This is a genomic window from Sphingomonas hylomeconis (assembly GCF_025370105.1).
GTDB lineage: Bacteria > Pseudomonadota > Alphaproteobacteria > Sphingomonadales > Sphingomonadaceae > Sphingomonas > Sphingomonas hylomeconis.
This window is the reverse complement of sequence record NZ_JANQBK010000019.1, coordinates 38,167-60,187: the sequence shown is the minus strand read 5'-3', so window position 1 is coordinate 60,187 and position 22,021 is coordinate 38,167. Positions and strand designations below refer to the sequence as shown.

26 protein-coding genes are annotated in these 22,021 nt (G+C 65.8%); 15 read left to right on the top strand and 11 right to left on the bottom strand.

Annotated features, from left to right (window positions below):
- Positions 1-2 precede the first annotated feature (2 nt).
- Positions 3-446: a DUF934 domain-containing protein gene (locus NV401_RS17755; protein WP_380816572.1), complete on the top strand. Its 444-nt coding sequence runs from the start codon at positions 3-5 to the stop codon at positions 444-446.
- Positions 439-1,194, top strand: coding sequence for a phosphoadenylyl-sulfate reductase (locus tag NV401_RS17750; RefSeq protein WP_261295790.1), 756 nt, complete (start codon positions 439-441; stop codon positions 1,192-1,194). Before NV401_RS17755 ends, NV401_RS17750 begins: the two co-directional genes overlap by 8 nt.
- 213 nt (positions 1,195-1,407) lie before the next feature.
- Here the strand turns inward: NV401_RS17750 and NV401_RS17745 are convergent, their stop codons facing one another.
- Positions 1,408-2,901 carry a replicative DNA helicase gene (locus NV401_RS17745; protein ID WP_380816525.1) on the bottom strand — a complete coding sequence of 498 codons (1,494 nt, stop codon included), beginning with the start codon at positions 2,899-2,901 and terminating at the stop codon, positions 1,408-1,410.
- A gap of 132 nt (positions 2,902-3,033) precedes the next feature.
- Positions 3,034-4,263 (bottom strand): hypothetical protein, encoded by a 1,230-nt coding sequence (locus NV401_RS17740; RefSeq protein ID WP_261295789.1) that lies wholly within the window; start codon positions 4,261-4,263, stop codon positions 3,034-3,036.
- A 74-nt stretch (positions 4,264-4,337) separates the two neighbouring features.
- Here NV401_RS17740 and NV401_RS17735 point away from each other — a divergent pair, with 74 nt between their 5' ends.
- The 7 genes from NV401_RS17735 (at position 4,338) to dcd (ending at position 8,663) form a co-directional block, all read left to right on the top strand.
- Complete coding sequence (locus tag NV401_RS17735; RefSeq protein WP_261295788.1) at positions 4,338-4,601, top strand: hypothetical protein; 264 nt, start codon at positions 4,338-4,340, stop codon at positions 4,599-4,601.
- Positions 4,602-4,611: 10 nt separating this feature from the next.
- Positions 4,612-5,094, top strand: coding sequence for a UPF0262 family protein (locus NV401_RS17730; protein ID WP_261295787.1), 483 nt, complete (start codon positions 4,612-4,614; stop codon positions 5,092-5,094).
- Between the two features lie 5 nt (positions 5,095-5,099).
- On the top strand, positions 5,100-5,792 hold the full coding sequence (locus NV401_RS17725; protein WP_261295786.1) for a GH25 family lysozyme: 693 nt from the start codon (positions 5,100-5,102) through the stop codon (positions 5,790-5,792).
- A complete protein-coding gene (locus NV401_RS17720; RefSeq protein ID WP_261295785.1) occupies positions 5,789-6,247 on the top strand; it encodes a cytidine deaminase in 459 nt (152 codons plus the stop codon). The genes NV401_RS17725 and NV401_RS17720 overlap by 4 nt, the downstream gene beginning before the upstream one ends.
- A 121-nt stretch (positions 6,248-6,368) precedes the next feature.
- Entirely contained in the window at positions 6,369-7,046 is a 678-nt protein-coding gene (locus NV401_RS17715; protein ID WP_261295784.1) for a hypothetical protein, read from the top strand.
- A gap of 98 nt (positions 7,047-7,144) precedes the next feature.
- Entirely contained in the window at positions 7,145-8,005 is an 861-nt protein-coding gene (locus NV401_RS17710) for a hypothetical protein (RefSeq protein ID WP_261295783.1), read from the top strand.
- A 103-nt stretch (positions 8,006-8,108) separates the two neighbouring features.
- Positions 8,109-8,663, top strand: coding sequence for a dCTP deaminase (dcd, locus tag NV401_RS17705; protein WP_261295782.1), 555 nt, complete (start codon positions 8,109-8,111; stop codon positions 8,661-8,663).
- A gap of 151 nt (positions 8,664-8,814) precedes the next feature.
- On the opposite strand, the gene NV401_RS17700 is transcribed toward dcd, so the two are convergent.
- The 5 genes from NV401_RS17700 to NV401_RS17680 form a co-directional block, all read right to left on the bottom strand.
- Positions 8,815-9,165: a tetratricopeptide repeat protein gene (locus NV401_RS17700; RefSeq protein WP_261295781.1), complete on the bottom strand. Its 351-nt coding sequence runs from the start codon at positions 9,163-9,165 to the stop codon at positions 8,815-8,817.
- A 237-nt stretch (positions 9,166-9,402) separates the two neighbouring features.
- Entirely contained in the window at positions 9,403-9,831 is a 429-nt protein-coding gene (locus NV401_RS17695; RefSeq protein WP_261295780.1) for an ExbD/TolR family protein, read from the bottom strand.
- A 20-nt stretch (positions 9,832-9,851) separates the two neighbouring features.
- Positions 9,852-10,331, bottom strand: a complete 480-nt coding sequence (locus NV401_RS17690; protein ID WP_261295779.1) for an ExbD/TolR family protein — start codon at positions 10,329-10,331, stop codon at positions 9,852-9,854.
- Positions 10,332-10,423: 92 nt separating this feature from the next.
- On the bottom strand, positions 10,424-11,224 hold the full coding sequence (locus NV401_RS17685; RefSeq protein ID WP_261295778.1) for a MotA/TolQ/ExbB proton channel family protein: 801 nt from the start codon (positions 11,222-11,224) through the stop codon (positions 10,424-10,426).
- Between the two features lie 68 nt (positions 11,225-11,292).
- Positions 11,293-11,964, bottom strand: a complete 672-nt coding sequence (locus NV401_RS17680) for an energy transducer TonB (protein WP_261295777.1) — start codon at positions 11,962-11,964, stop codon at positions 11,293-11,295.
- A gap of 215 nt (positions 11,965-12,179) precedes the next feature.
- On the opposite strand from NV401_RS17680, the gene NV401_RS17675 reads away from it, so the two are divergent.
- Positions 12,180-13,022: a hypothetical protein gene (locus tag NV401_RS17675; RefSeq protein WP_261295776.1), complete on the top strand. Its 843-nt coding sequence runs from the start codon at positions 12,180-12,182 to the stop codon at positions 13,020-13,022.
- Between the two features lie 16 nt (positions 13,023-13,038).
- Here the strand turns inward: NV401_RS17675 and NV401_RS17670 are convergent, their stop codons facing one another.
- Together NV401_RS17670 and NV401_RS17665 are read right to left on the bottom strand one after the other, a co-directional pair.
- Positions 13,039-13,353: a Rossmann fold domain-containing protein gene (locus tag NV401_RS17670; RefSeq protein WP_261295775.1), complete on the bottom strand. Its 315-nt coding sequence runs from the start codon at positions 13,351-13,353 to the stop codon at positions 13,039-13,041.
- Positions 13,354-13,357: 4 nt separating this feature from the next.
- On the bottom strand, positions 13,358-13,729 hold the full coding sequence (locus tag NV401_RS17665) for a dihydroneopterin aldolase (protein ID WP_261295774.1): 372 nt from the start codon (positions 13,727-13,729) through the stop codon (positions 13,358-13,360).
- 336 nt (positions 13,730-14,065) lie between these two features.
- Here NV401_RS17665 and NV401_RS17660 point away from each other — a divergent pair, with 336 nt between their 5' ends.
- From NV401_RS17660 to NV401_RS17645, 4 genes are read left to right on the top strand one after another with little or no spacing between them, the layout of a single operon-like run.
- Positions 14,066-14,575, top strand: coding sequence for a GNAT family N-acetyltransferase (locus NV401_RS17660; RefSeq protein WP_261295773.1), 510 nt, complete (start codon positions 14,066-14,068; stop codon positions 14,573-14,575).
- Positions 14,576-14,611: 36 nt separating this feature from the next.
- On the top strand, positions 14,612-15,175 hold the full coding sequence (locus tag NV401_RS17655; protein WP_261295772.1) for a DUF1285 domain-containing protein: 564 nt from the start codon (positions 14,612-14,614) through the stop codon (positions 15,173-15,175).
- On the top strand, positions 15,172-15,771 hold the full coding sequence (locus NV401_RS17650) for a CoA pyrophosphatase (RefSeq protein WP_261295771.1): 600 nt from the start codon (positions 15,172-15,174) through the stop codon (positions 15,769-15,771). The genes NV401_RS17655 and NV401_RS17650 overlap by 4 nt, the downstream gene beginning before the upstream one ends.
- Positions 15,759-16,967 carry a CCA tRNA nucleotidyltransferase gene (locus NV401_RS17645; RefSeq protein WP_261295770.1) on the top strand — a complete coding sequence of 403 codons (1,209 nt, stop codon included), beginning with the start codon at positions 15,759-15,761 and terminating at the stop codon, positions 16,965-16,967. Before NV401_RS17650 ends, NV401_RS17645 begins: the two co-directional genes overlap by 13 nt.
- On the opposite strand, the gene NV401_RS17640 is transcribed toward NV401_RS17645, so the two are convergent.
- Positions 16,940-18,571: a putative bifunctional diguanylate cyclase/phosphodiesterase gene (locus tag NV401_RS17640; RefSeq protein ID WP_380816574.1), complete on the bottom strand. Its 1,632-nt coding sequence runs from the start codon at positions 18,569-18,571 to the stop codon at positions 16,940-16,942. The two genes, NV401_RS17645 and NV401_RS17640, sit on opposite strands and share 28 nt — an antisense overlap.
- Positions 18,572-18,818: 247 nt before the next feature.
- On the bottom strand, positions 18,819-21,074 hold the full coding sequence (parC, locus tag NV401_RS17635; protein ID WP_261295769.1) for a DNA topoisomerase IV subunit A: 2,256 nt from the start codon (positions 21,072-21,074) through the stop codon (positions 18,819-18,821).
- 203 nt (positions 21,075-21,277) lie between these two features.
- Between parC and NV401_RS17630 the strand changes: the two genes are divergently transcribed.
- Positions 21,278-21,751, top strand: a complete 474-nt coding sequence (locus NV401_RS17630) for a DUF5063 domain-containing protein (RefSeq protein WP_261295768.1) — start codon at positions 21,278-21,280, stop codon at positions 21,749-21,751.
- Positions 21,752-22,021: the final 270 nt, after the last annotated feature.

Below are 22,021 nucleotides of genomic sequence, written 5' to 3'. Positions count from 1 at the left end.
CCATGTCGTTGTCGGCGAATGCCGACGGGCTGCTGCGCTATCGCGACGACGCCCCGCACGAGGAACCCGCCGTCACGCTCGACGCGTTCCTCGGGCAGACCAACGCCACTGCGGTCCGCATCGAGGCCGGCGACGATGCGCGCGCGCTGATCCCCCATCTGGGGCAGATCGCGCTTGTCGAGATCAGCTTCCCGAGCTTCCGTGACGGCCGCGGCTACAGCGCCGCGCGGATCCTGCGCGAGGCCGGCTATGACGGCGAACTGCGGGCGCAGGGCGACGTGCTGGTCGATCAGCTCCTGCCGATGCGGCGCTGCGGGTTCGACAGCTTCGCGCCCGAATCCGAGATCGACGCGGCCACCGCCGAAGCCAGCCTCAGCCGCTACGAGAATTTCTATCAGAAGGCTGCCGACGGCGTCGTGCCGATCTGGAAGAAGCGGCATGGCTGAGCCGGCGCGCGTTCTCGACTATGTCGACGTGACCCCGTTCACCAAGGTGGACGCGGCCGAAATGAACGCGCGCTTTGAAGGCGTCGCCACGCAGGACATGTTGGCCGAACTGCTCGCCGGCGAGCTCAAGGGCCGCGTCGCCGCCGTCTCCTCCTTCGGAGCGGAAAGCGCGGTGCTGCTGCATATGGTGGCGGAGATCGATCGCGATGTGCCGGTGATCTTCGTCAACACACAGAAGATCTTCGGCGAAACGCTGCAATATCGCGACGAGCTCGCCGAGCGCCTCGCGCTCACCGATCTCCGCGTGTTTCGGCCTGATCCCCGCCTGCTCGCCAATAAGGACGCGACCGGCCTGCGCTGGAATTATGATCCCGACGGTTGCTGCGATCTGCGCAAGGTCGAGCCGTTGCGGCGCGCGCTCGGCCCGTTCGATGCGTGGATTTCCGGCCGCAAGGGCTTTCAGGCCGGCACGCGCCTGGCCATGCCGCGGTTCGAGGAGGACGAAGGCCGCCTTAAACTCAACCCGCTCGCCGACTGGGACAAATCGCGGCTCGAGGCCTATTTCGCCGCGCACCAATTGCCCCGCCACCCGATGGAAGCGCAAGGCTATCCCTCGATCGGCTGCGCGCCGTGCACCAGCAAGGTGCAGCCTGGCGAAGACCCGCGCGCGGGCCGCTGGCGCGGCTGGGACAAGGTCGAATGCGGCATCCACGTGGCGGAAAAGCCGGGCGAAGAACCGGTTTTCTAGGGCACCCGGCCAGCCAAAATACTGCCGTCATGCTGAACTCGTTTCAGCATCCATCGTGCCGCAGCCTCGTCCATACGGGAGCCGCACCGGCCAAGCCCACGCCCGCCCCGCACGCGGGATGACCGGCCCAATGGATCCTGAATCGAGTTCAGGATGACGCCAGCTTGGTGTGGCAACGCTAGACTAAGTCCCTCTCCCATCGGGAGAGGGAAATCAGTACCCGCTGCCGACGAAGTCCGAGAAGCGCGTGATGCTCGGCTCGAACTTCAGCACCACCTTGCCGGTCGAGCCGTGACGCTGCTTGGCCACGATAAACTCGGCGAGGCCGAACACGCGCTCCATGTCCGTCGCCCAGGCCGCGTGATCCTCGAAGATCTTGGCGTTGTCGCCTTCGGTCGGCCGCTTGGGCTCCTTCGCCGCGACGTAATAATCCTCACGGAACACGAACATCACGATATCCGCGTCCTGCTCGATCGAGCCGGATTCGCGCAGATCGGACAGCTGCGGGCGCTTGTCCTCGCGCTGCTCGACCTGGCGGCTGAGCTGCGACAGCGCCAGCACCGGCAGGTTCATGTCCTTGGCCAGCGTCTTGAGCCCGCGCGAAATCTCGGAGATTTCCTGCACGCGCCCGTCGCCGGACGATTTGGCGGAGCCCGTCAGCAGCTGCAGGTAATCGACCACCACCAGACCGATCTCGTTGTTGTGCCGCCGTTGCAGCCGCCGCATGCGCGTGTGCAGCGCGCCGATCGTCAGGCCCGCCGTATCGTCGATGAACAGCGGCAGGTTCTCCAGATCGGCGGCGGCGGCGGCGAGCTGGTTGAACTCGGCGCGGCTGATCTTGCCCATGCGCAGTGCCTCGCCGCTGATCCGCGCCTGCTCGGCCAGGATACGCGTGGCGAGCTGATCGGCGGACATTTCCAGGCTGAAAAACGCGACTTTGGCGCCCATTGAGGCGGCATGCTCAATCCCGTCCTGGCGATCGCGCATATAGCGCTGTGCGGCGTTGAACGCGATGTTCGTGGCGAGCGCCGTCTTGCCCATGCCCGGGCGCCCGGCGAGGATCATGAGATCCGAATGATGCATGCCGCCGATCTTGGCGTTGATGCTGTCGAGCCCCGTCGTGATGCCCGACAGATGCCCGCCCGAGTTGAGCGCCTTCTGCGCCATTTTGACGGCCAGCGTGGTCGCCTGCGCGAAAGTCTTGATCGCGCTCTCGGTGCCGCCGTCCGCCGCGACCTTGAACAATTCCTCTTCCGCCAGCTCGATCTGCCCGCGTGGATTGACCTCTTCGGACGTATCCATCGCGCGCTCGACGAGGCCGCGCCCCACCGTCACCAGCGTGCGCAGCATGGCGAGATCATAGATCTGCTTGGCGAACTGCCGCGCGCCGATCAGGCCGGCGCCGCTGCCGGTCAGCTGCGCGAGATAGGCCGGCCCGCCCAGCTCCTTCATCCCGGCATCGCCTTCGAACATCGGCCGCAGCGTGACCGGCGAGGCGAGCATGTCGTTGGCGCGCGCGGTCTTGATCGCGGCGAAGATGCGCCCGTGCAGCGGCTCGAAGAAATGCTCGGGCTCGAGCTTGTCGACCAGATCGTCCGCCAGCCGGTTGTCGATCATCATCGCGCCCAGCATCGCCGCTTCCGCCTCGACATTCTGCGGCAGCTCGGTGGTTTCGGGAACGGGTTGAATCGGAATGATGGAGGCCATTACCGCGTCATAGCCCCCCACGCCCATCGCTCAAGCCGCTTGCGCCGAACCGCTTGTGGATAACGGGGATCAGCCGCCCCGCTGACCCCGCTCCCCCGCTCCCGGCTGCTCACGGTTTCGGTGATACGGCGCTCAGTTGCGCCTAGCCTTGGCGCTGCTCCCCGACGGGGCGAACAATATGCCCCACAGGAAGTCCGCGCTCTTGTATCCGGTCATCAGCTTGGGATCGACATTGCCGATCGGGCTCTGGCCCAGCGCATTGAAATTTGGCTGCCCGTTCTTGTCGAACGAGGCCACCGCGTGACAGGTCTGGCAGGACGATTGCGCGATCGGCACATCGGCGGCGATCGCCTCGATCATGCTGTTGCCGAGCAGCACCGGGGTCTTCCCGTCGGGTTGGGTAAAAGTGACCTGTGAGCCCTTGAGGCAATAATGGTTCCATACCCGATCGAGCTGGGCGGCGCCGAGCAAGGCGGCGACCTGCGGTGTCTTGGCGCAGGCGCCATATTGTTGCCATGGCTTGGCGTTGGGCTGCACGTTGGCGGTCGCCGCACCATAGCTGTCGTGGCAGCCGATCGTGTCGCACCGCCCCGGATTGCGCTCATGCTCGAAATCCGACCAGACCCAATTGCCCTGCTGCTTGGTCGAGAAATGGAACGACACGAGCGCGTAGCTGGTCGTCACGCCGCCCGCGGTCGCGCTGTTGACGTAATACTCCTGCGCCACCTGCGCGTCGGTGAGCCCCAGCCAGGTCTTGAGCGTCGCCACGGGCACCCAATCGCCCTTGAATTCGACTGCGTCGCTGGGCAGCGAGACGGTAAGACCGGCATTGGCGAAAGCCTTGGCCATGCCCGCCTGGGTATAGAGGTTGTTGCGCACGATATATTGATAGCTCGCCCAATTACGGCGCACCTCTTCGCCGACGCAGGCCCCCGCCGGGTAGCCCGAGCCGATCCCGGCGGTGCCCTGCGGCGGCATGCCGCCCGGCGGGGAACAGCCATTGGGCGAAACGATCAAGGCGCCGCGGGTACGCGGTGCGCCATGCGTCAGCCCGGCGCGGCCGAGCGCGCTCATCTGGAGCTTCTTGGCGGTGCCCAGCGCGGGCCAGACCGGATTCGTCCGATAGATGTCCTGATCGGATGCCCAGGTTTCGAACTCCGCCGCTTTGACGTTCGGCGCGCCGGACGGGGCGACGATCTGCGCGAAGGTGAGCCAGGCGATCTGATCCGACGTCTGCCCCCAGGGCATCGTCTGCCCCTGCGGATAGGTCGGCGTCGTCGCGGCCTCCTGTGCAGCGATTTCGACTCCGACCAGGCCGGCAGCCCCCAGGGCCGCCACGACGCCAACGAGTTTCCAAGTCATATCCAATCCCCCATCATCGCATGAATACTCATCCGCACCGCCAAATAGGATTGGCGCCACGACACGACTCGGTATTGAACGTCGACCTCCCGCTCACGCCCGGCTTCACTATTATTCATCGTCAGATCATTGTCTATCCGCCAGCTTTATTGGGTTCATTACAGATCGACTTCGAATACGATGCAACGCAATTGCGGATCTGGCCAACTCGATTTCCTGGTTGCCACGCAAGACTATTGTCCATAACCGGGCCGATGGAAGCTCCGCGCGGCGCACCGCTCGGCGCCGCGCCCCTGCGGCCCGCCTGCACGATTGTCCCCCGCCCGCATCCCTTATAGGGCTGGCTTCATGGCCGACCCGCGGATCATCAATGTCGAGTTGGACGAACGCACCATCCTGTGGCGTTCGGCGGATATCGAGCAGGAACGGCGCATCGCGATCTTCGATCTGATCGAAGGCAATCATTTCGCGCCGCAACGCGTCCATCCCGATGGCTATGCCGGCCCGTACAAAATCGCGCTCAGCGTCGAGGACGGCCGCCTCGGCATCGCCATCCACCGTGCGGACGACACGCATCTCGAAACCTATGTCCTCGGGCTCGGCCGCTTCCGCCGCCCGATCAAGGATTATTTCGCGATCTGCGACAGCTATTACGCGGCGATCCGCAACGCCACGCCGGCCCAGATCGAAACCGTCGACATGGCCCGGCGCGGCATCCACAACGAAGCCGCCGAGCTGCTGAAGGAACGACTGGCGGGCAAGATCGAGATCGACTTCGATACCGCCCGCCGCCTCTTCACGCTGATCTGCGTGCTGCACATCAAGGGTTGATTCGCATGGCGCTGCGTCCGGGACGTCTGCGTATCGGCCGCGCCGGCGCAATCGTAATCGTGCTCGGCGCGATCGCGCTTGCCCTGTGGGTCGTGGCGCGCAGCTGGCACCCGTCCGATCGCAAATACGCCTTCCAGGGCGTCGATGTCGGTGCCGATCAGGGCACGATCGAATGGCCGACGATCGCTGCCGGCGGAGCCGACTTCGCCTATCTGCGCGCGACGATCGGTGCGCGCGGCCGCGACACGCAGTTTTCGGTCAACTGGACAGACGTCGATGCCGCCGGGATGCGTCGCGGCGCCCTGCACGTCTGGTCCTTCTGCAATGCCGCTGCCGACCAGGCGAACAATTTCAACACCACCGTTCCGCGCGCCGACGATGCCCTGCCCGCCGCGGTGCTGGTCGATTTTGCCGACGACTGCGCCGCCCGCCCGCCCCGCGATAGCGTCGTCGAGGAGCTGAAACGCTTCGTCACGATGGTCGAAGCGCATACCGGCAAGCCGATGCTGCTCAAGATCGCCGGCCCGGTCGAAACCACCTACCAATTGTCGAGTGGGATCGAACGCCCACTGTGGAGCGTGCAGAACTTCCTGCCGGCCAGCTACGCCGCACGCCCCTGGCGCATGTGGCAGGCGAGCGACATGCGCCATATAGACGGCGTGAACGGCCCCATTCACTGGAACGTAGTTGCCCCATGACCTTCGATAACGCTGCCACGCGCGACCGCCTGATCACCGCCGCGCGCGACGCCGCCACACGCGCGCACGCGCCCTATTCAAACTTCGGCGTCGGTGCCGCCGTGCTGCTTACCGACGACAGCGTGGTGACGGGCGCAAATTTCGAGAATGCCAGTTACGGCCTGTCGCTGTGCGCCGAAACGGTCGCGCTCGCCACCGCGAGCAGCGCCGGTCGCCTTGCCGATGTCGTCGCGATCGCGGTGATCGGCGGCGCGATCGTCGGCGGCAAGGTCACCGGAGACACGCCGGTCAGCCCGTGCGGCCGCTGCCGCCAGGTAATCAACGAGGCCGCGCAGATCGGCCACCGCGAGATCGTCGTGTGGTGCGGCAGTGCGCAAGGCGATGCGGTGCAGCGGCACCTGCTGTCCGATCTGCTGCCGCATGCCTTCGGCCCGGCGGATCTCGGCATCGGCTGAACGGCGCCCAAATACCGATCCGACGCTAGAGGCCACCGCCCCGCCCCCGGCGGCATGATGCGAGCGATGCGCCACGCTATCAGGCGTTGCAGCAGGGCGGGCGTTGACCCAAGATATCGCCATGGATTTCATGAAGTGGCTCAACTCGTTCGGCGACCTGCTCTACGAAGTGATGAGCTGGTTGATATTCTATCCGATCACGCTGTGGCGCACGGTGACGCGGCCGCTGGACGCGATGCGCTATTCGGATCTGGAGTTGCGCGACAGCGCGGACGAGCAGTTCACCGATACGCTCAACCCGCCGCTGTTTCTTGTCCTGTCGTTATTGCTGACCCAGGCGATCGACGTCGCGCTCGGCGGCGGCACCAACCCGATCGTCGCGCAGAAGACCGGGCTTGCCGGCTTCGTCAGCGACGACACGACGTTGCTCGTGCTCAGGCTCGTCCTGTTCTCGCTATTCCCCCTGATGATGGCGACGCGATTCGTGCGCGCCAAGCGGGTCAAGCTGACCCGCCAGTCGCTCAAGGGCCCGTTCTACGCGCAATGCTATGCCTGCGGGCCCTTTGCCCTGTGTCTCGGTATCGGCGTGTCGCTCGCCCATACGAGGCTGCCCGGCGCGCCCGTGATCAGCGCGCTGCTCGTGACCGGCGCCATACTCGCCTACCTGACCGCGGAGACCTTGTGGTTCGCGCACCACCTTCCCCAGCGGCACTGGCGCGCCCTGTTCAACGTGATCCGTGCCTTCGTCGAGGGCGCGGTGACCGCCATTGCCCTGGCACTGTTGTTCGTGGCGCACTGAGCGTCAACCATCGCGTTTTGATCGGCGATGGATCCCAGGGGCAATCCAAGCATTGAACGATCAGGCCGTACCGGCCGGATCGGTTGATGGAGGTGTTGATGCGCTTCGGGAAGATCGGACTTATCGCCGGGGCGCTTGGCTCCATCGTGCTTGCCAATCAGGCCGCTGCGCAATCTACCGGGCTCGAGGACATGGTCGGCGCCCGCGCCGGCCAGGCCGAGAACGAACTGCAGCGCCGCGGCTATCGCAATGTCCGCGCCGAACAGGGCGACGATCGCAGCTACACCTATTGGTGGAGCGCGGATCGCCGGCAGTGCGTGACCATCGCGACGATGGACGGTCGCTACGATTCGATCCAGCCGACAACGCCGCCCGATTGCCGACAATCGGCGAGCTTACGCCCCAACCCCGGTTATCAGGCAGCGCCGGCCAATCGGCCGCGCACCGGCTACGAGCCCGACCCAGGTTTTTCGCGCCCCGCTTATCGGCCCGAGGGCAACGCACCGGGCTATCCCGGCGGCGGGCCGGTCGTCGCCGGGCGGCCGGTCGATCTCGGCCTCGTCTGCTTCGGCGACGGAACGAAGAGCGGCATCGCCAGCGGCACGACCTGGACCTGGAACCGCGAGCGCGATCGGTACGAATATGGGCGCTACAACCAGTCTACCACCGAGGTGTTCGACGCCTCCTTGATGGTGCAGACGTGGGACGGTGGCGGGCGCATTCGGCTGCCGCGCTCGCTGATCCCGCCGATCAATTCCCGCGGCGATAACGGCTGGTGGGATCTGTACGACGTGTCGGTCGGCCCCGACCAGATTCGCGCCACCTATCGGCTCAACGGGCTCAACAAGCCGCGCGTCGTGATCGACCGGCGCAGCGGGCAGATCACCGTCAAGGGGACGGCCAGCTATGGCTTTCGCGGCAGCTGCGACGTGATCGGTCACGAGACGCGTCGTTTCTGATCGCGAGCCGCCGGGCCCGGCGGGCACTATCGGCCGATAACCGCCCCCTTGTCTTACCGCTCCATTCCCGCAAGAGCAGGCTGACAAACAGGGAGCTCTTCGAATGGCCGTCATGTCCGATCGCTGGATTCGCGAACAGGCGCTTACCACGGGCATGATCGAGCCGTTCGTCGACGGGCAGAAGCGCGAAGGCGTGATCAGTTACGGCCTGTCCTCCTACGGCTATGACGCGCGCGTGTCGGACGAGTTCAAGGTGTTCACCAATATCGACAGCGTGATCGTCGATCCGAAGGATTTCGCCGCCAACAGCTTCGTCGATCGCAAGACCGATTGCTGCATCATCCCGCCGAACAGCTTCGCGCTCGCCCGCACCGTCGAATATTTCCGCGTGCCGCGCGACGTGCTGGTGATCTGCCTCGGCAAATCGACCTATGCGCGCTGCGGGATCATCGTCAACGTGACGCCGCTCGAGCCCGGCTGGGAAGGCCATGTGACGCTCGAATTCTCGAACACCACGCCGCTGCCGGCCAAGATCTATGCCAATGAAGGCGCCTGCCAGTTCCTGTTCCTGCAGGGCAACGAGCCGTGCGAGGTCAGCTATGCCGATCGCGCCGGCAAATATATGGGCCAGACGGGCGTCACGCTGCCGAAGATCTGATGCGGCGCGCGGTTTCTGCGCGTCGAGCAATCCGTACCACCGTCATCCCGAACGCGGTTCAAGGATCAGGTGTGCCGGCAGGGTGGCCCCCAAACGAAAGACGGCGCAGGCTCTCGCCCACGCCGCCTTTACCGATCCCGGACCGAAGGCGTCAGCGCGACGACATCTGCACGCCGGGCAGCCGCCGCAGGCCATTGCGGGCGACCGCATGCGAGCCCGCGGTGCGATCGGCCGATACGTCCATCATGACTTCCGGCTCGGCCAGCACCCTGTCGTACAGCGCGCGCGCCTGATCGGCACGGCCGGTCTGCTGATACACCGCCGCCAGGTTGAGCATCAGTTCGGGGCGCTGCGGGAAGATGCGGCGCTCGGCGATCAGCGTCTGCTCGGCCTTGCTGAAATCGCCCGCGGCGATCTGCTGATAGGCGGTGCGCTGCTGCGCGCCGGCGGCGAACGGCGTGGCCAACGCCACAAGCGACACGGTGAAAAGCGACAGACGCATCATCGATCTCCTGGCTGACCCTCCGCTCTTCGGCGAAAGGTTTCATATTTGTGACAGGAGAATGTCACTTTTGTGAAACATTGGCAAGGATCGTTGTAGCGCACCATCGCACGTCCAAAAAGCACGCACCTGTGCGTGTTTGCAGTCGTCGAAGCGCAGCATTTGCCCACGATGGACGAAGGCCAAAAAAAAGGCGGCCCCGAAGGACCGCCATTCTCGTCATCGGACTTCTGCGGATCAGAAGTCGTTGCGATACTGCTCGTTGCCGATGAAGCCGAGCTTGCTCACGCCGGAGCGCTTGATCACTGCCAGCACTTCGTCGACCTTGGCATAACGCGCCGCCGGATCGGGCTGGAAGTGCAGCTCCGGCTCGGGGCTGATCTGCGTCGTCTGCTCGAGATACTGCTGCAGCGTCACCGTATCCACCGCACCGCCGTTCCACGAAACCGTGCCGGCCGGATCGATCGACACCTTGTTCTTCTGCGGGTCGATCGGCGGCGACACGCTGTTCGGGTCGTTGACCGGAAGGTCGACCTTCACGGCATGCGTCTGGATCGGAATGGTGATGATGAACATGATGATGAGCACGAGCAGGACGTCGATCAACGGCGTCATGTTCATTTCCATCATCGGTTCACCGTCGTCGGAACCTCCGCTCATTGCCATATCAAATTACTCCTTCTGGCTCAGAGCCGGCTGGTCGGTGCGCCCGCCGGTGGTTCGGAAATGAACCCGACCCGCGCGAAGCCCGCCATCTGCATGGTATAGATCGTGCCGCCGATGCAGCGGTACGGCGTGTTCACGTCACCGCGGATATGCGCTTCGGGAAGCTCCAGATCCGGATTGCCGACGCCACCCTGGCGTTCGATCTCGACCTTGAGCTTGTCGACTGCCCGCTTGAGCAATTCGTCACTCTTGACCTTCGTGGTGTTCCAGTAAACGCCACACGTGCCATCCGCTTCGTTCTTGACGGAGAGATTGACGTTCTCCGGCTTGGTCGTCGTCGGATCGTACTTAACCTTCGGCAGTTCGAGCTTGATCGCCTGGATCGCGACCGGAACCGCGATCAGGAAGATGATCAAGAGCACGAGCATCACGTCCACCAGTGGCGTGGCGTTGATGTCCGACATTGGTTTTTCGGGGTCGCCCCCACTACTCATTGCCATTGAGGCTTATCCCTATCCATTCAATCGCGCTGGCGGACCGTTCCGGCAACGATGATCGGGGCCGCCCAAGTCGGCGGCCCCGATCCGTCAGCTCAGACGCGCGGCACGGCGTTCGCGCCGGTCTGACCGGTCGTGGTCGTCGCAGCAACCGGCTTGGCTGCAGCAGCCGTCGTCTTGGCGCCGGCAACCGTCGGACGGACGCTGCCGTTCGAGGCCAGGAAGCCGAGCACGTCGTTCGAGAAGGCCGCGAGGTCCTCTGCGATCGACTTGTTGCGGCGCTGCAGCCAGTTGTAGGCAAGCACGGCCGGAACCGCGACGGCCAGGCCGAGTGCGGTCATGATCAGTGCTTCGCCGACCGGGCCGGCAACGGCGTCGATCGATGCCTGACCGGCAGCGCCGATCTTGATCAGGGCGCGGTAGATGCCGATAACCGTACCGAACAGACCGATGAACGGCGACACCGAACCGACCGTTGCGAGGAAGGCGAGACCGCCGCCCAGCTTCGAGTTGATCGTGGCTTCCGAACGCGCCAGCGAACCGTGCAGCCAGTCATGCGCTTCGACCGGATCGGTCAGGCGGCCATGCTGTTCCTGTGCCTGCAGGCCGTCGTCGACGATCTGGCGATAGGCCGAGTTCTTCTCCAGCTTCGCAGCGCCTTCGCGCAGCGACGTCGAGTTCCAGAAATTCTGGCGCACGCGCTTGGCCTGGTTCATCACCTTCTGCTGTTCGAACAGCTTGGTGAACAGGATGTAGAACGACACGATCGACATGAACGCCAGGATGGCGAACACGGACCAGGCGATGACGCCGCCCTGCTCGAGTGCTTCCCAGAAGCCGTACGGGTTGGCGCCTGCGGCAGGAGCCGCGCCGGCGGCGAGAATGGTGGTCAACATGTGCGAATAGTCCCTCTTGAAGTGCATCGACGATCGGCCGGGGCGCGTCTGGCGCCCCGGCCATGGCGTTAATCTCTAGGCAAAACCCATTTCACCGGCAGATTCGCCGTCGAAGCGATGTTCTGGCCGTTGGCATCCCGCGCCGGGGTATAACGAACCCTGCTCTTGGCGATTCGGCACGTGGTCGAATCCAGGTCGTTATTGCCGCTCGACGTGGTGATCGAACAATCGGTCACCCGTCCATCGGGACCCACGGTCAACCGCGCGACGACGCGGCCTTCCGCTTCGGCACGGATCGCTGCGGGAGGATAATTGTCCGCACCGAAGAACTGGCCCGGGTTACCCTTCAGACCGGCAGCCTGCGACACGCGTGGTGGTGCAGGCGGCGCCGGCGGCGCTGGTGGCGCTGGCGGTGCGGCGATCGGCGTATATTGGATCGACGGCGGTGGCGTCTGCACGGTCTGAATCTGGACCGGCGGACGGGGCACGTTGACGATCGGCGGCGGCGACACCACCGGGGGTGGGGTCAGCGGCGTGTCGGGCGGCGGCGGTGGCGGCTCGTCCGGCGGCGGGGGAGGTGGCTCCTCCACGTCGAACACGTCCATCTTCTCCGTCGCCTTCTTCACGTACTTGTACGCAAGCCCGGTAACGAAGGCATATCCGATCACGGCATGGATGAGCGCGACGATAACGATCGCGACCACCTTCCCTCCGCTCATTTTTTGGTCAGCATAGGCCATTCAGAAACGACACTCCTCTATCACGGCCAATTCGGCTCCGACCCTTTCGGTCGCAAATCCGCCTGCCATGGGCTAGTGTATCCTCAGACAGAGCCGAACCTCTATCGTGACGTAAACTACGACGCAAACGCTTTGTCGGACGCAACAAACGTACAATCGCAACGCTGCAGAATTATTTCTGTTTAATGCGGGTCCTATCGCCTAACCCTGTCGTCATGATTTCGGTTCCGAAGATGTTCGTCGCGGCGCTGCTCGCCGCCGCGCTGGTTTCGCCGCTTGCGGCGCAGCAGCGCCCCACCCCCCCGGCCGTTCTTGCGCCCGCGCCGCCCTATCCCGTGTTCGCCGATCTCGTGCTCGCCGCGCCGGTCATCGTCGATGCGGCGATCCGCAGCACGACGCGGATCAAGGGCGCGGAAGCGGCAACTGTCCCACTGGGTTTTGTCCGACTTTATATAGAGGCCGATGTTCTGGCGCTGGTCCGCGGGGCCCAGGCACTGCCGCCGCGAATCGGCTACCTGCTTGATGTACAACCCGATTCGCGCGGCCGATTGCCCGCGCTCAAGCGGCTCCGCGTGCTGCTGTTCGCGCGCACCGTCGCAGGCAGCGCGAATCAGCTCCAGCTCGTCCGCCCCGATGCGCAGCGCGCCTGGACCCCGGCCGCCGCCGAGCTCACGCGCCGCATCACCACCGAGGCAGTGGCGGAGACGGCGCCGCCCGAAATCACCGGCATCGGCAATGCCTTCCACGTCCCGGGGGCGCTGCCCGGCCAGGGCGAGACGCAGATCTTCCTGATCACGGCCGACGGGCGGCCGGTCTCGCTGGGGATCGCGCGCACGCCCGATGCGCCGCCGCGCTGGGGCGTGTCGCTGTCCGACGTGGTCGACCAGCGCGGCGCCCCCCCGCCGCGCGACACCTTATTATGGTATCGCCTCGCCTGCGCACTGCCGCCCACCCTGCCGGACAGCGCGCTGCATAATACCGAGCCGGCCAATGCCGACATCGCACGCGAGGACTATCGCTTCGTGATCGAATCGCTGGGCGCGTGCGAACGGGAATGACGGCCGCGCGGGGCGGTTAACCGACCGCCAGCACCTGGCCGGTCGTCGACCCCGCTTCTGCGAGAAACCGCGCCGCCGCCACGCCATCCGTAGCGCTTGCCCCGGCCGCGACGTCCAGCGCGCAGATGCGCCGGGGCGCCCGCGCCACCGCCAGCGGCCCGATCGCCGCGAGCAGCATTGCACGCTCCACCGCCGGCAGGTCGGGCCCGGCGATCACCAGCACGAACGATTCGTCCGCCGCCGCGATCGCGGCAACGGTCGCGGCAATCGGCGCGGCGGCGCCGATCACTGCCCCCTGTCCTGCCAGCGCTGCGCGCACCGCCGCCAGCATGGCCTCAGCGCCGATGCCGAATCAGCGTCATGCCGATCGCTTCGCCTGCTTCCGAAATGGCCAGCTTGACGATCTTCACCTGAACACGCCGTACCCGCGCATCCTGGAGGAACAGCGTTTCGGCGATATGATCCGCCACGCCCTCGATCAGCGTGAAATGCACGCCCGTCGGCAGCGCGGTGGTCGCGGCATGTTTGAGGTCGAGGTAATTCTTCGAGGCATTGAGCGGCGTGTCCGGCGCGAACCGCGCCGGGCAATCGATCTCGACATCGATCGAGATGCGCAGCGGCTGCGGCAGATGCGTTTCTTCGGAATAGATTCCGGTCAGCACCTGCACCTCGAGATCATGCACTGCCAGCGTGAGACGATCGTCCAAACTTCACCCTTTCGGCGCCATCGCGGCGCGCGGCTGCGCCATAGCAGAACACCGCACAAGCGAAAGCCGTGGCAATCGCGAGACGCCTTCCCCCAAACGCCCGCCATCCTGAACGCGATTCAGGATCCATCGTGCAACAATGGCGAAGCGGGCGGCTCGATAGCGCCTCGCAGCCACGGCATTCCCTATCTTCGACGCCTCAGCACGCGGCGCGATGGATGCCGAATCGAGTTCGGCATGACGGTTGGCCGAGAACGGCCCGCGCCATTCCGCTTGCGTTCACCCGCCCCCGGTCTAAAGCGCGCGGCCCGCACGATACGGGCCGAGGAGTTGCCCGTGGTGCAGATCGTGCCGATTGCCGAGATCCCCGCCGCCGCGGTCGAGCGCCTGCTCGATGCGGCGTTCGGCGCCGATCGCCACGGCCGCACCGCCTATCGCATTCGCGAAGGCATGGCGGCGCTGCCCGCGCTGAGCTTCGCCGCGCTCGAGGATGGCACGCTGGTCGGCACGATCCAGTGCTGGCCGATCGCCTTCGATGCCGATGACGGGCACGATTCGCCGCTGGTCATGGTCGGGCCGGTCGCCGTATCGCCCGAGCGCCAGGATATCGGCATCGGCCGCCTCTTGATCCATCACGCGCTCGACGCCGCCGATTCGAGCGGCCAGGACGCGCTGATGCTGATCGGCGATCCGGACTATTACGGCCGCTTCTTCGGCTTCACCGCCGATCGCACCGCCGGCTGGCGCGTGCCCGGCCCGGTCGAACGTCACCGCCTGCTCGCACGCGGCGCAGCGGTACCGACGGGCAGCGGCCTGCTCGCACCACGGACGACGATCGACGCCTGACTTGCCCGGCGCGGGCCGGCGGCCTACCGACAGCCCATGCCCATGCCGCCTCTGCCCGACCTTGCCGCCCTCTCGCTCGCCGACATCGCGCGCCTCGCCGAAGAGAATAAGCTGCCCCCGGTGGACAAATGGAACCCGACGCATTGCGGCGATAGCGAGATGCGCATCGCCCGCGACGGCACCTGGTTTCACCAAGGCTCCCCGATCGGCCGCCCCGCCATGGTCCGACTGTTTTCCACCATCCTGCGCCGCGAGCCCGATGGCGGCTATGTCCTCGTCACCCCGGTCGAGAAGCTCGATATCCAGGTCGAGGACGCGCCGTTCCAGGCAGTCGAGATGAAGGCCGAGGGGCAGGGCGCGAGCGCCAAGCTCGCCTTTCGGCTCAATACCGGCGATCTGGTGACGGCCGGGGCCGATCATCCGCTGCGTTTCGCCGCGGGTGAGGACGGCCCCCGCCCCTATCTGCATGTGCGCGGCGGGCTCGAAGCGCTGGTCGCTCGCCCGGTCTATTACGAACTCGCCACGCTGGCGCTCGCCGGCGACGATCAGCCGCCCGGCGTGTGGAGCAATGGCACGTTCTTCGCGCTGGAAAGCGCGTGATGCTCAACGATCGCCTCGCGGCGGCGCTCGCTGCCGGCCATCAGATGGACACCGCGCTGCTCACCGGCGATCATCATGACGGTGATGTGGACCTGTCCACGCCGGCGCAGGCCGCGGTGCTGATCGCGGTCACCGACCGCGCCGAGCCCGGCGTGCTGCTGACCCGGCGCACCGATACGATGCGCCGGCACGCCGGGCAGGTCGCCTTTCCCGGCGGCCGCATCGATCCCGGCGATGCCGACGCCACCGCCGCCGCGCTGCGCGAGGCGGAAGAAGAGATCGCGCTGCCGCCTGGGCTGGTGCAGGTCATCGGCACTGCCGATCGCTACCGCACGATCACCGGCTTCGAGGTCACCCCGGTGATCGGCGTGGTGCCGCCCGATCTCGTGCTGGTGCCCAACGCCGCCGAAGTCGCCCAGGTATTCGAGGTACCGCTCGGCTTCATGCTCGATTCGGCCAACCATCTCGAGGCGACGGTCGAATGGCAGGGCCGCAACCGGCATTACTACGAGATCCTGTGGGACGGCCACCGCATCTGGGGCGCGACCGCGGCGATGATCGTCAACCTGTCGCGGCGGCTGCGATGGACCGCGTGATCCACGCCGACGCGCCGTTTCTGGCGCGCGAGGATATCCGGCACCTGACCGAGACGCTCGGCGCCGCGCAGGGCCAGGTGCGCTTCGTCGGCGGCATCGTGCGCGACACGTTGCTCGGCATCGACGCGGCGGATGTCGATCTTGCCACCAGCCACCAGCCCGAGGACGTGATCCACGCGCTCCAGCGCGCCGGCATCAAGGTCGTGCCGACCGGCCTGGCGCATGGCACGGTCACGGCCGTGCTGCCGTCCGGCCCGGTCGAGGTGACGACGCTGCGCCGCGACGTCTCGACCGACGGCCGGCACGCGATCGTCGCCTTTACCGACGATTGGCGCGAGGATGCGGCGCGGCGCGATTTCACGATCAACGCGCTCTACGCCGATCCGCTGACCGGCGAAGTAATCGACTATTTCGGCGGGCTCGACGATCTCGCGGCGGCGCGCGTGCGCTTCATCGGCGATCCCCTCCAGCGCATCGCCGAGGATCACCTACGCATCCTGCGCTTCTTCCGCTTCCACGCGCGCTTCGGCGACACGCCGGACGCCGCCGGCCTCGCCGCCTGTATCGACCGCGCCAATGATCTGATGGCACTGTCGCGCGAGCGGATCGCCGCCGAACTGCTCAAGCTGCTGCTCGCCCAGCACGAGGTGCGCGTGGTCACGCTGATGGTCGACAACGCCGTGCTTGCGCCGGTGCTGCCGGAGATCGATGCCGCCGGCGTCGCCCGACTGGTGCGCCTCGCCGCGCGCGAAGCCGCCAGCGGCACGCCGGCCGATTCGATTCGTCGCCTCGCCGCCTTGCTGCCCGCCGACACGGCGATCGCCGAAAATGTCGGTGCGCGGCTGCGCCTGTCCAAGCTCGACCGCCGCCGCCTGATCAGCGGCGCCAGCCCGGTCGGCGGCGAATCACCGCAGGCGATCGGCTACCGGCTCGGCATCGACCTCGCCGCCGATCGCCTGCTGCTGTCGGATCGCCCGCTCGAACAGCTCGATCAGCTCAGCGGCTGGGCGCCCCCCACGCTGCCGATCGCCGGCGGCCAGCTCGTCGCGCGCGGGCTCGACAAGGGGCCGGACGTCGCGCGGATGCTCAAGGCGATCGAGGAAACGTGGATCGCCGAAGGCTTTCCGGACGCCGCACGCGTGGCGGCACTGGCCGACCAGGCCGCCGCTCAGTGGCTCGCCGAGAGGAAGGAGTAGGCCGCTTCGGCCTCTAGCGGGCGGGCATAGACATAGCCCTGCCCATAGGTGCAGCCGAGCGCCGCCAGCGTCTGGGACAGTTCGCGCGTTTCGATCCCCTCCGCCGTCGTCATCATGCCCAGGGCCTGCGACAGGCTGAGGATCGCGCGCACGATCGCCACCTTGTCGCGATCGGCGAGCATGCCGGTGATGAAGCTGCGATCGATCTTGAGCACGTCGATCGGCAGCTTCTGCAGATAGGCAAGGTTCGAATAGCCGGTGCCGAAATCGTCCATCGCGATCGTCGTGCCGAGTGCCTTCAGCGCATGCATGATCCCGGCGATGCGATCCGGATCGGTGACGAGAGCGCTTTCGGTCAGTTCCAGCGAGAGGCGCGCGCCTGCCAGCCCGTTGGTCGCCAGCGCATGTTCCACGAGTTGCGGGATCGCATCGCGCTGCAGCTGGATCGCCGACAGATTGACCGCGAACTTCACGCCGCAATCGCCGCCGGCGCGGGCATCCCACGCCGCCAGCGTGCGCGCCGCCTCGTCGATCGCCCAGCGCCCGAGCGGCACGATCAACCCCGATTCCTCCGCCACCGGGATGAACGTGTCGGGCGAATGCGGCCGGCCGTCCTCGTCGGTCCAGCGCGCCAGCGATTCGAACGCGACGATGCGGCCGGTCGAAAGATCGCAGATCGGCTGGTAGGTCAGCCGCATGTCGCCGTTTTCGATCGCGCGGCGCAGCGCGGTTTCCATCGAGAATTGCTCGCGGGCGATGTCGAACGCCTGCATCTGATAGGATTCGGCCTTGCCGCTGACCTTCGAGCGCCGCACCGTGAACTGCGCGTGGCGGATCAGTTCCTCGGCATCGTCGACATCGGACGAGCCGAACGCGATGCCGATCGAGCAGGAGATCATGATCTCGAAATCGGACAGGCGGAACGGCGTGGCCAACGCGCCCTCGATCCGCTTGGCGACATGTTCGGCGTCGCCCGGCCCTTCCTCCAGCGTCAGCAGGATGCCGAATTCGTCGCCACCGGTGCGCGCCAGGATATCGTGCCCGCGAATCGCCCCCTTCAGCCGCCGCGCGACGGTGATCAGCAGCTCGTCCCCCGCCATCGAGCCGAGACAGGCGTTGATGCGGCTGAAGCGGTCGAGATCGAGCACCATGATCGCATAGCCGCCGCGCTCCTGCGGGTTGGCCAGCATCGTCTCCAGCCGATCGGAAAAGCCCGCGCGATTGGGCAGGCCGGTCAGGCTGTCGGTGAGCATCTCGCGGCGCAGATTGTGTTCGGTGCGCAGTTCCGCGGTATGATCGACCAGCGTCACCAGGCAGCGCCGCAGCGTACCGAGCGCGATCCGGGCGAGCGTCACGCGGTAATGCCGGCAGTCCACGGCGTCGCCGAACTGCCAGGGAAATTCGTCCTTCAGCGCATCGCCGTCTAGGAACGCCTCGATCTGCGCCCGCGCGTAGTGGAGGAACGGCGACGGCCCCGCCGCCACCCCGAGCCCAGCCTGCTGGAAAGGTCCGTTACAGGTGGCCAGCGACAGCGCGCCGCCGGTATCGACCACCAACGCGGCCGGGATCGGCAGCAGGTTGATCGCCGATGTGGCCAGCGCCACGTCCGGGACGTGAGTCCCCGCCCGGTCGGTGCTCGCCGCCGGCTTGGTTCTGAACAGGGTCAAAGGCTTTGTCGCGGCCATATTGTTCGGCGCTACGGCAAGATCGTTAAGGTACGCTGAAAGCGCGTGTTATTTCACCAATCGACCCAATATTAGCACTAAATCTGATAGTTGTTACTAACCTGCATCAGATTAATACTGGGGCGGTGCCGCGGCTGCGGCGTTGGCAATGCCCAGAACGGTTGCGCTAGAACTTATTGTCGCGCGGGAAGCCGGTTGGCGGCATCCGCCCGGCCGCGCCGCGCGCCGCGCGCCACTGCGACAGATCCGTCTCGGTCCGCGTGCGCCCGGTATCGCCGCCCATCGCCCAACTCAGCCCTTGCGCGAACACGAACGTCACCGCGTCGGACAACCCGCCATCGCCATAACGCTGCAGCTGCACCCCCTGCCCCTTGGACAGTTCGGCCAGTTCGGTGATCGGGAAGACCAGCAACCGGCGATTGTCGCCGATCGCCGCGACATAGTCCGCCGCCGGATCGACCGCCTTGACCAGCTTGAGCTTCGCGCCGATCCGCGGCGTCACCACCGTCTTGCCCTTGCGCGTCTCGGCGATCGTGTCGCTCGTCTGCACGATGAACCCGCGCCCGTCGGTTGCCGCGACCAGCAGCTTCTTCGCGCGGCTCGCCGGCAGCAGCGCGACGATGCCGACATCGCCGTCGAGATCGATCATCAGCCGCACCGGCTCGCCGAACCCGCGCCCGCCGGGCAGTTTGTCCGCGCCCAGCGTGAAGAAGCGTCCATTCTCCGCCGCGAGCAGCAATTTGTCGGTGGTCTGCGCGGGGAAGGCGAACATCGGCCCGTCGCCTTCCTTGAACTTGAGCGCGGCCAGCGCGGCATCGTCGGCATGCCCTTTCATCGCACGGATCCAGCCGCGTTCGGACAGGATCACCGTGATCGGCTCGCGCTCGATCATCAGCTCCATCGGGATTTCGCGCGCCGGCGCCGCCTCGGCCACCGTCGTGCGGCGCTTGCCCAGCACCGTCTCCGGCCCATAGCGTTCGCGCAGCTTGCCCATGTCGCGCTTCAGCCGCGTGCGCTGCCGTGCCTCGCTGCCGAGCAGCAGTTCCAGCCCGCTCTTCTCGGTCTCCAGCCCGTCGCGCTCCTTGCGGATCTGCATCTCCTCCAGCTTGCGCAACCGGCGCAGCCGCATGTCGAGGATCGCCTCGGCCTGGCGGTCAGTCAGGCCGAACTCGGCGATCATGATCGGCTTGGGCTCGTCCTCGGTGCGGATGATCTCGATCACCCGATCGAGATTGAGATAGGCGATGAGATAGCCGTCGAGCAGCTCGACGCGGTCGGCGATCTTGTCGAGCCGATGCTGCGAGCGCCGCTGGAGCACGACGAACTGATGCTCGACCCAGCCGTGCAGCGCTTCGCGCAAGCTCATCACGCGCGGCGTGCGCGTCTTGTCGAGCACGTTGAGGTTGAGGCTGACGCGATTCTCCAGGTCGGACAGCCGGAACAGGCTTTCCATCAGCATGTCGGGATCGACCGTGCGGCTGCGCGGCTCGATCACGATGCGGATCACCGCATCGGATTCGTCGCGCACATCGGCCAGGATCGGCAGCTTCTTGTCGTTGATCAGGCCGGCAATCTGCTCGATCAGCTTGCCCTTCTGGATGCCGTACGGAATCTCGGTGATCACCGCATTCCAGCCGCCGCCTTTTTCCTTCTCGACCGACCAGCGCGCGCGCACGCGGAAGCCGCCACGCCCGGTGGCATAAGCCTCGGCGATCGCCGCGGGCGAATCGACCACCAGCCCGCCGGTCGGGAAATCCGGGCCTTGGACATGCTCCAGCACCTGCGCGTCGGTGGCATCGGGCTGGTCGATCAGCAGGATCGCCGCGTCGAACAGTTCCGCGGCATTGTGCGGCGGGATGCTCGTCGCCATGCCGACCGCGATCCCCGCCGCGCCATTGGCGAGCAGGTTGGGGAACAGGCCCGGCAGCAGTTCGGGCTCTTCGTCTTCGTTATTGTAGGTTGGGCGGTAATCGACGGCGTTCTCGTCGAGCCCTTCCATCATGTCGATCGCGACCTGCGTCAGCCGCGCCTCGGTGTAGCGATAGGCCGCCGCGTTATCGCCGTCGATATTGCCGAAATTGCCCTGCCCGTCGACCAGCGGATAGCGCATCGCGAAATCCTGCGCGAGCCGCACCATCGCGTCATAGACCGACTGATCGCCATGCGGGTGATATTTGCCGATCACGTCGCCGACGACGCGTGCGCATTTCTTGTAGCCCTGCGCAGGATCGAGCTTGAGCAGCCGCATCGCCCAGAGCAGGCGGCGGTGCACCGGCTTCAGTCCGTCGCGCACATCCGGCAGCGACCGCGCGGTGATCGTGGACAGCGCATAGACGAGATAGCGATCGCTGAGCGCGCTATCGAACGGCGCGTCGACGATGGCGTTGAACGGGTCGGTGGGGTCTTTCACGTCGGTTGGCATGAAGATCGGTTAGCAGGGCGGTTCGGTCCGCGCCATGGTGTCGGCGACATCATGCCGGATTACGGTTCGGCGCTTCCGGCACGAGAGCCGGTGTTGAACTGAGGTACCCTGCAAGGTGGCAGGTCCGTGCATGCTGACGACCGTATGTGGTGGAAAGCGGACATTCGCCTCGACAGCAAGCGATGCTCTTTGCAATGTCGCGCATGGCCATCACCGATCAGATAGCAATCATCAAAGGTGCCTGCCGAAGCTATCTCGACCTGCTTGGCTCTGCGTCCGGCGAGCCACACGAACGTCAAGCGCGATTAGCTGAAGCGCTGGATCGGCTCTGCGCTGCCTACAATCAGGCCGACGACGTCGAGCCGGACACAGTGGGAGTGGACTCCCCCAGTGCTGATATGCAGCAATTTGGGAAGCAGGCGGCCGCCTCATTTCCGGAGCTTGGCTTCTATCCCGAGGTCGACCCCTTAGACGGCTTTGAGCAGAAGATCGGCCAAGGCTGGGGCTTGGATGACCTGACCGACATAGCTGTCGATCTCACCGAGGTTCTATGGCTATTCGACCATGACAGGACCAACGACGCGATCTGGACCTTTCGGTGGGGCTACCAAAGTCATTGGGGGCACCATCTTCATGATCTCAGGCGGTATCTTCACAAATTACTCTACTGGGGCTGAATGTCCGCTAATGGGCGTTAGCGGACCGTCCGCTTTTGATGCCTAGGCCAGCCGCGGCTAACATCCGATTGTGGTGGTTAGAGGACGTTGCCGTTCCGTGCTTTGGACCATCCCCAGATGCCGATTGGAAGAGCCGCAAAAGCAAAGATCAGGCCACGCTGTAACCAAGACTCACCGACTGCCGCGGCAATCGCAGCGTTTCCAGCAATGAAGATTATCCAACTATAGCTATACCGCCAGCGCATTCGGAGACAATGCCGACATCATCCG

What these genes read in the sequence shown, in the direction of transcription:
- NV401_RS17675 (WP_261295776.1), top strand. Translation starts at nt 12,180, where the DNA reads ATGATTTCGGTTCCGAAGATGTTCGTCGCGGCGCTGCTCGCCGCCGCG.
- NV401_RS17690 (WP_261295779.1), bottom strand. Translation starts at nt 10,331, where the DNA reads ATGGCAATGAGTAGTGGGGGCGACCCCGAAAAACCAATGTCGGACATC.
- NV401_RS17755 (WP_380816572.1), top strand. Translation starts at nt 3, where the DNA reads ATGTCGTTGTCGGCGAATGCCGACGGGCTGCTGCGCTATCGCGACGAC.
- NV401_RS17740 (WP_261295789.1), bottom strand. Translation starts at nt 4,263, where the DNA reads ATGACTTGGAAACTCGTTGGCGTCGTGGCGGCCCTGGGGGCTGCCGGC.
- NV401_RS17680 (WP_261295777.1), bottom strand. Translation starts at nt 11,964, where the DNA reads ATGGCCTATGCTGACCAAAAAATGAGCGGAGGGAAGGTGGTCGCGATC.
- NV401_RS17720 (WP_261295785.1), top strand. Translation starts at nt 5,789, where the DNA reads ATGACCTTCGATAACGCTGCCACGCGCGACCGCCTGATCACCGCCGCG.
- NV401_RS17710 (WP_261295783.1), top strand. Translation starts at nt 7,145, where the DNA reads ATGCGCTTCGGGAAGATCGGACTTATCGCCGGGGCGCTTGGCTCCATC.
- NV401_RS17700 (WP_261295781.1), bottom strand. Translation starts at nt 9,165, where the DNA reads ATGCGTCTGTCGCTTTTCACCGTGTCGCTTGTGGCGTTGGCCACGCCG.
- NV401_RS17745 (WP_380816525.1), bottom strand. Translation starts at nt 2,901, where the DNA reads ATGGCCTCCATCATTCCGATTCAACCCGTTCCCGAAACCACCGAGCTG.
- NV401_RS17750 (WP_261295790.1), top strand. Translation starts at nt 439, where the DNA reads ATGGCTGAGCCGGCGCGCGTTCTCGACTATGTCGACGTGACCCCGTTC.
- NV401_RS17695 (WP_261295780.1), bottom strand. Translation starts at nt 9,831, where the DNA reads ATGGCAATGAGCGGAGGTTCCGACGACGGTGAACCGATGATGGAAATG.
- dcd (WP_261295782.1), top strand. Translation starts at nt 8,109, where the DNA reads ATGGCCGTCATGTCCGATCGCTGGATTCGCGAACAGGCGCTTACCACG.
- NV401_RS17730 (WP_261295787.1), top strand. Translation starts at nt 4,612, where the DNA reads ATGGCCGACCCGCGGATCATCAATGTCGAGTTGGACGAACGCACCATC.
- NV401_RS17670 (WP_261295775.1), bottom strand. Translation starts at nt 13,353, where the DNA reads ATGCTGGCGGCGGTGCGCGCAGCGCTGGCAGGACAGGGGGCAGTGATC.
- NV401_RS17715 (WP_261295784.1), top strand. Translation starts at nt 6,369, where the DNA reads ATGGATTTCATGAAGTGGCTCAACTCGTTCGGCGACCTGCTCTACGAA.
- NV401_RS17655 (WP_261295772.1), top strand. Translation starts at nt 14,612, where the DNA reads ATGCCCATGCCGCCTCTGCCCGACCTTGCCGCCCTCTCGCTCGCCGAC.
- NV401_RS17630 (WP_261295768.1), top strand. Translation starts at nt 21,278, where the DNA reads ATGGCCATCACCGATCAGATAGCAATCATCAAAGGTGCCTGCCGAAGC.
- NV401_RS17725 (WP_261295786.1), top strand. Translation starts at nt 5,100, where the DNA reads ATGGCGCTGCGTCCGGGACGTCTGCGTATCGGCCGCGCCGGCGCAATC.
- NV401_RS17685 (WP_261295778.1), bottom strand. Translation starts at nt 11,224, where the DNA reads ATGTTGACCACCATTCTCGCCGCCGGCGCGGCTCCTGCCGCAGGCGCC.
- NV401_RS17645 (WP_261295770.1), top strand. Translation starts at nt 15,759, where the DNA reads ATGGACCGCGTGATCCACGCCGACGCGCCGTTTCTGGCGCGCGAGGAT.
- parC (WP_261295769.1), bottom strand. Translation starts at nt 21,074, where the DNA reads ATGCCAACCGACGTGAAAGACCCCACCGACCCGTTCAACGCCATCGTC.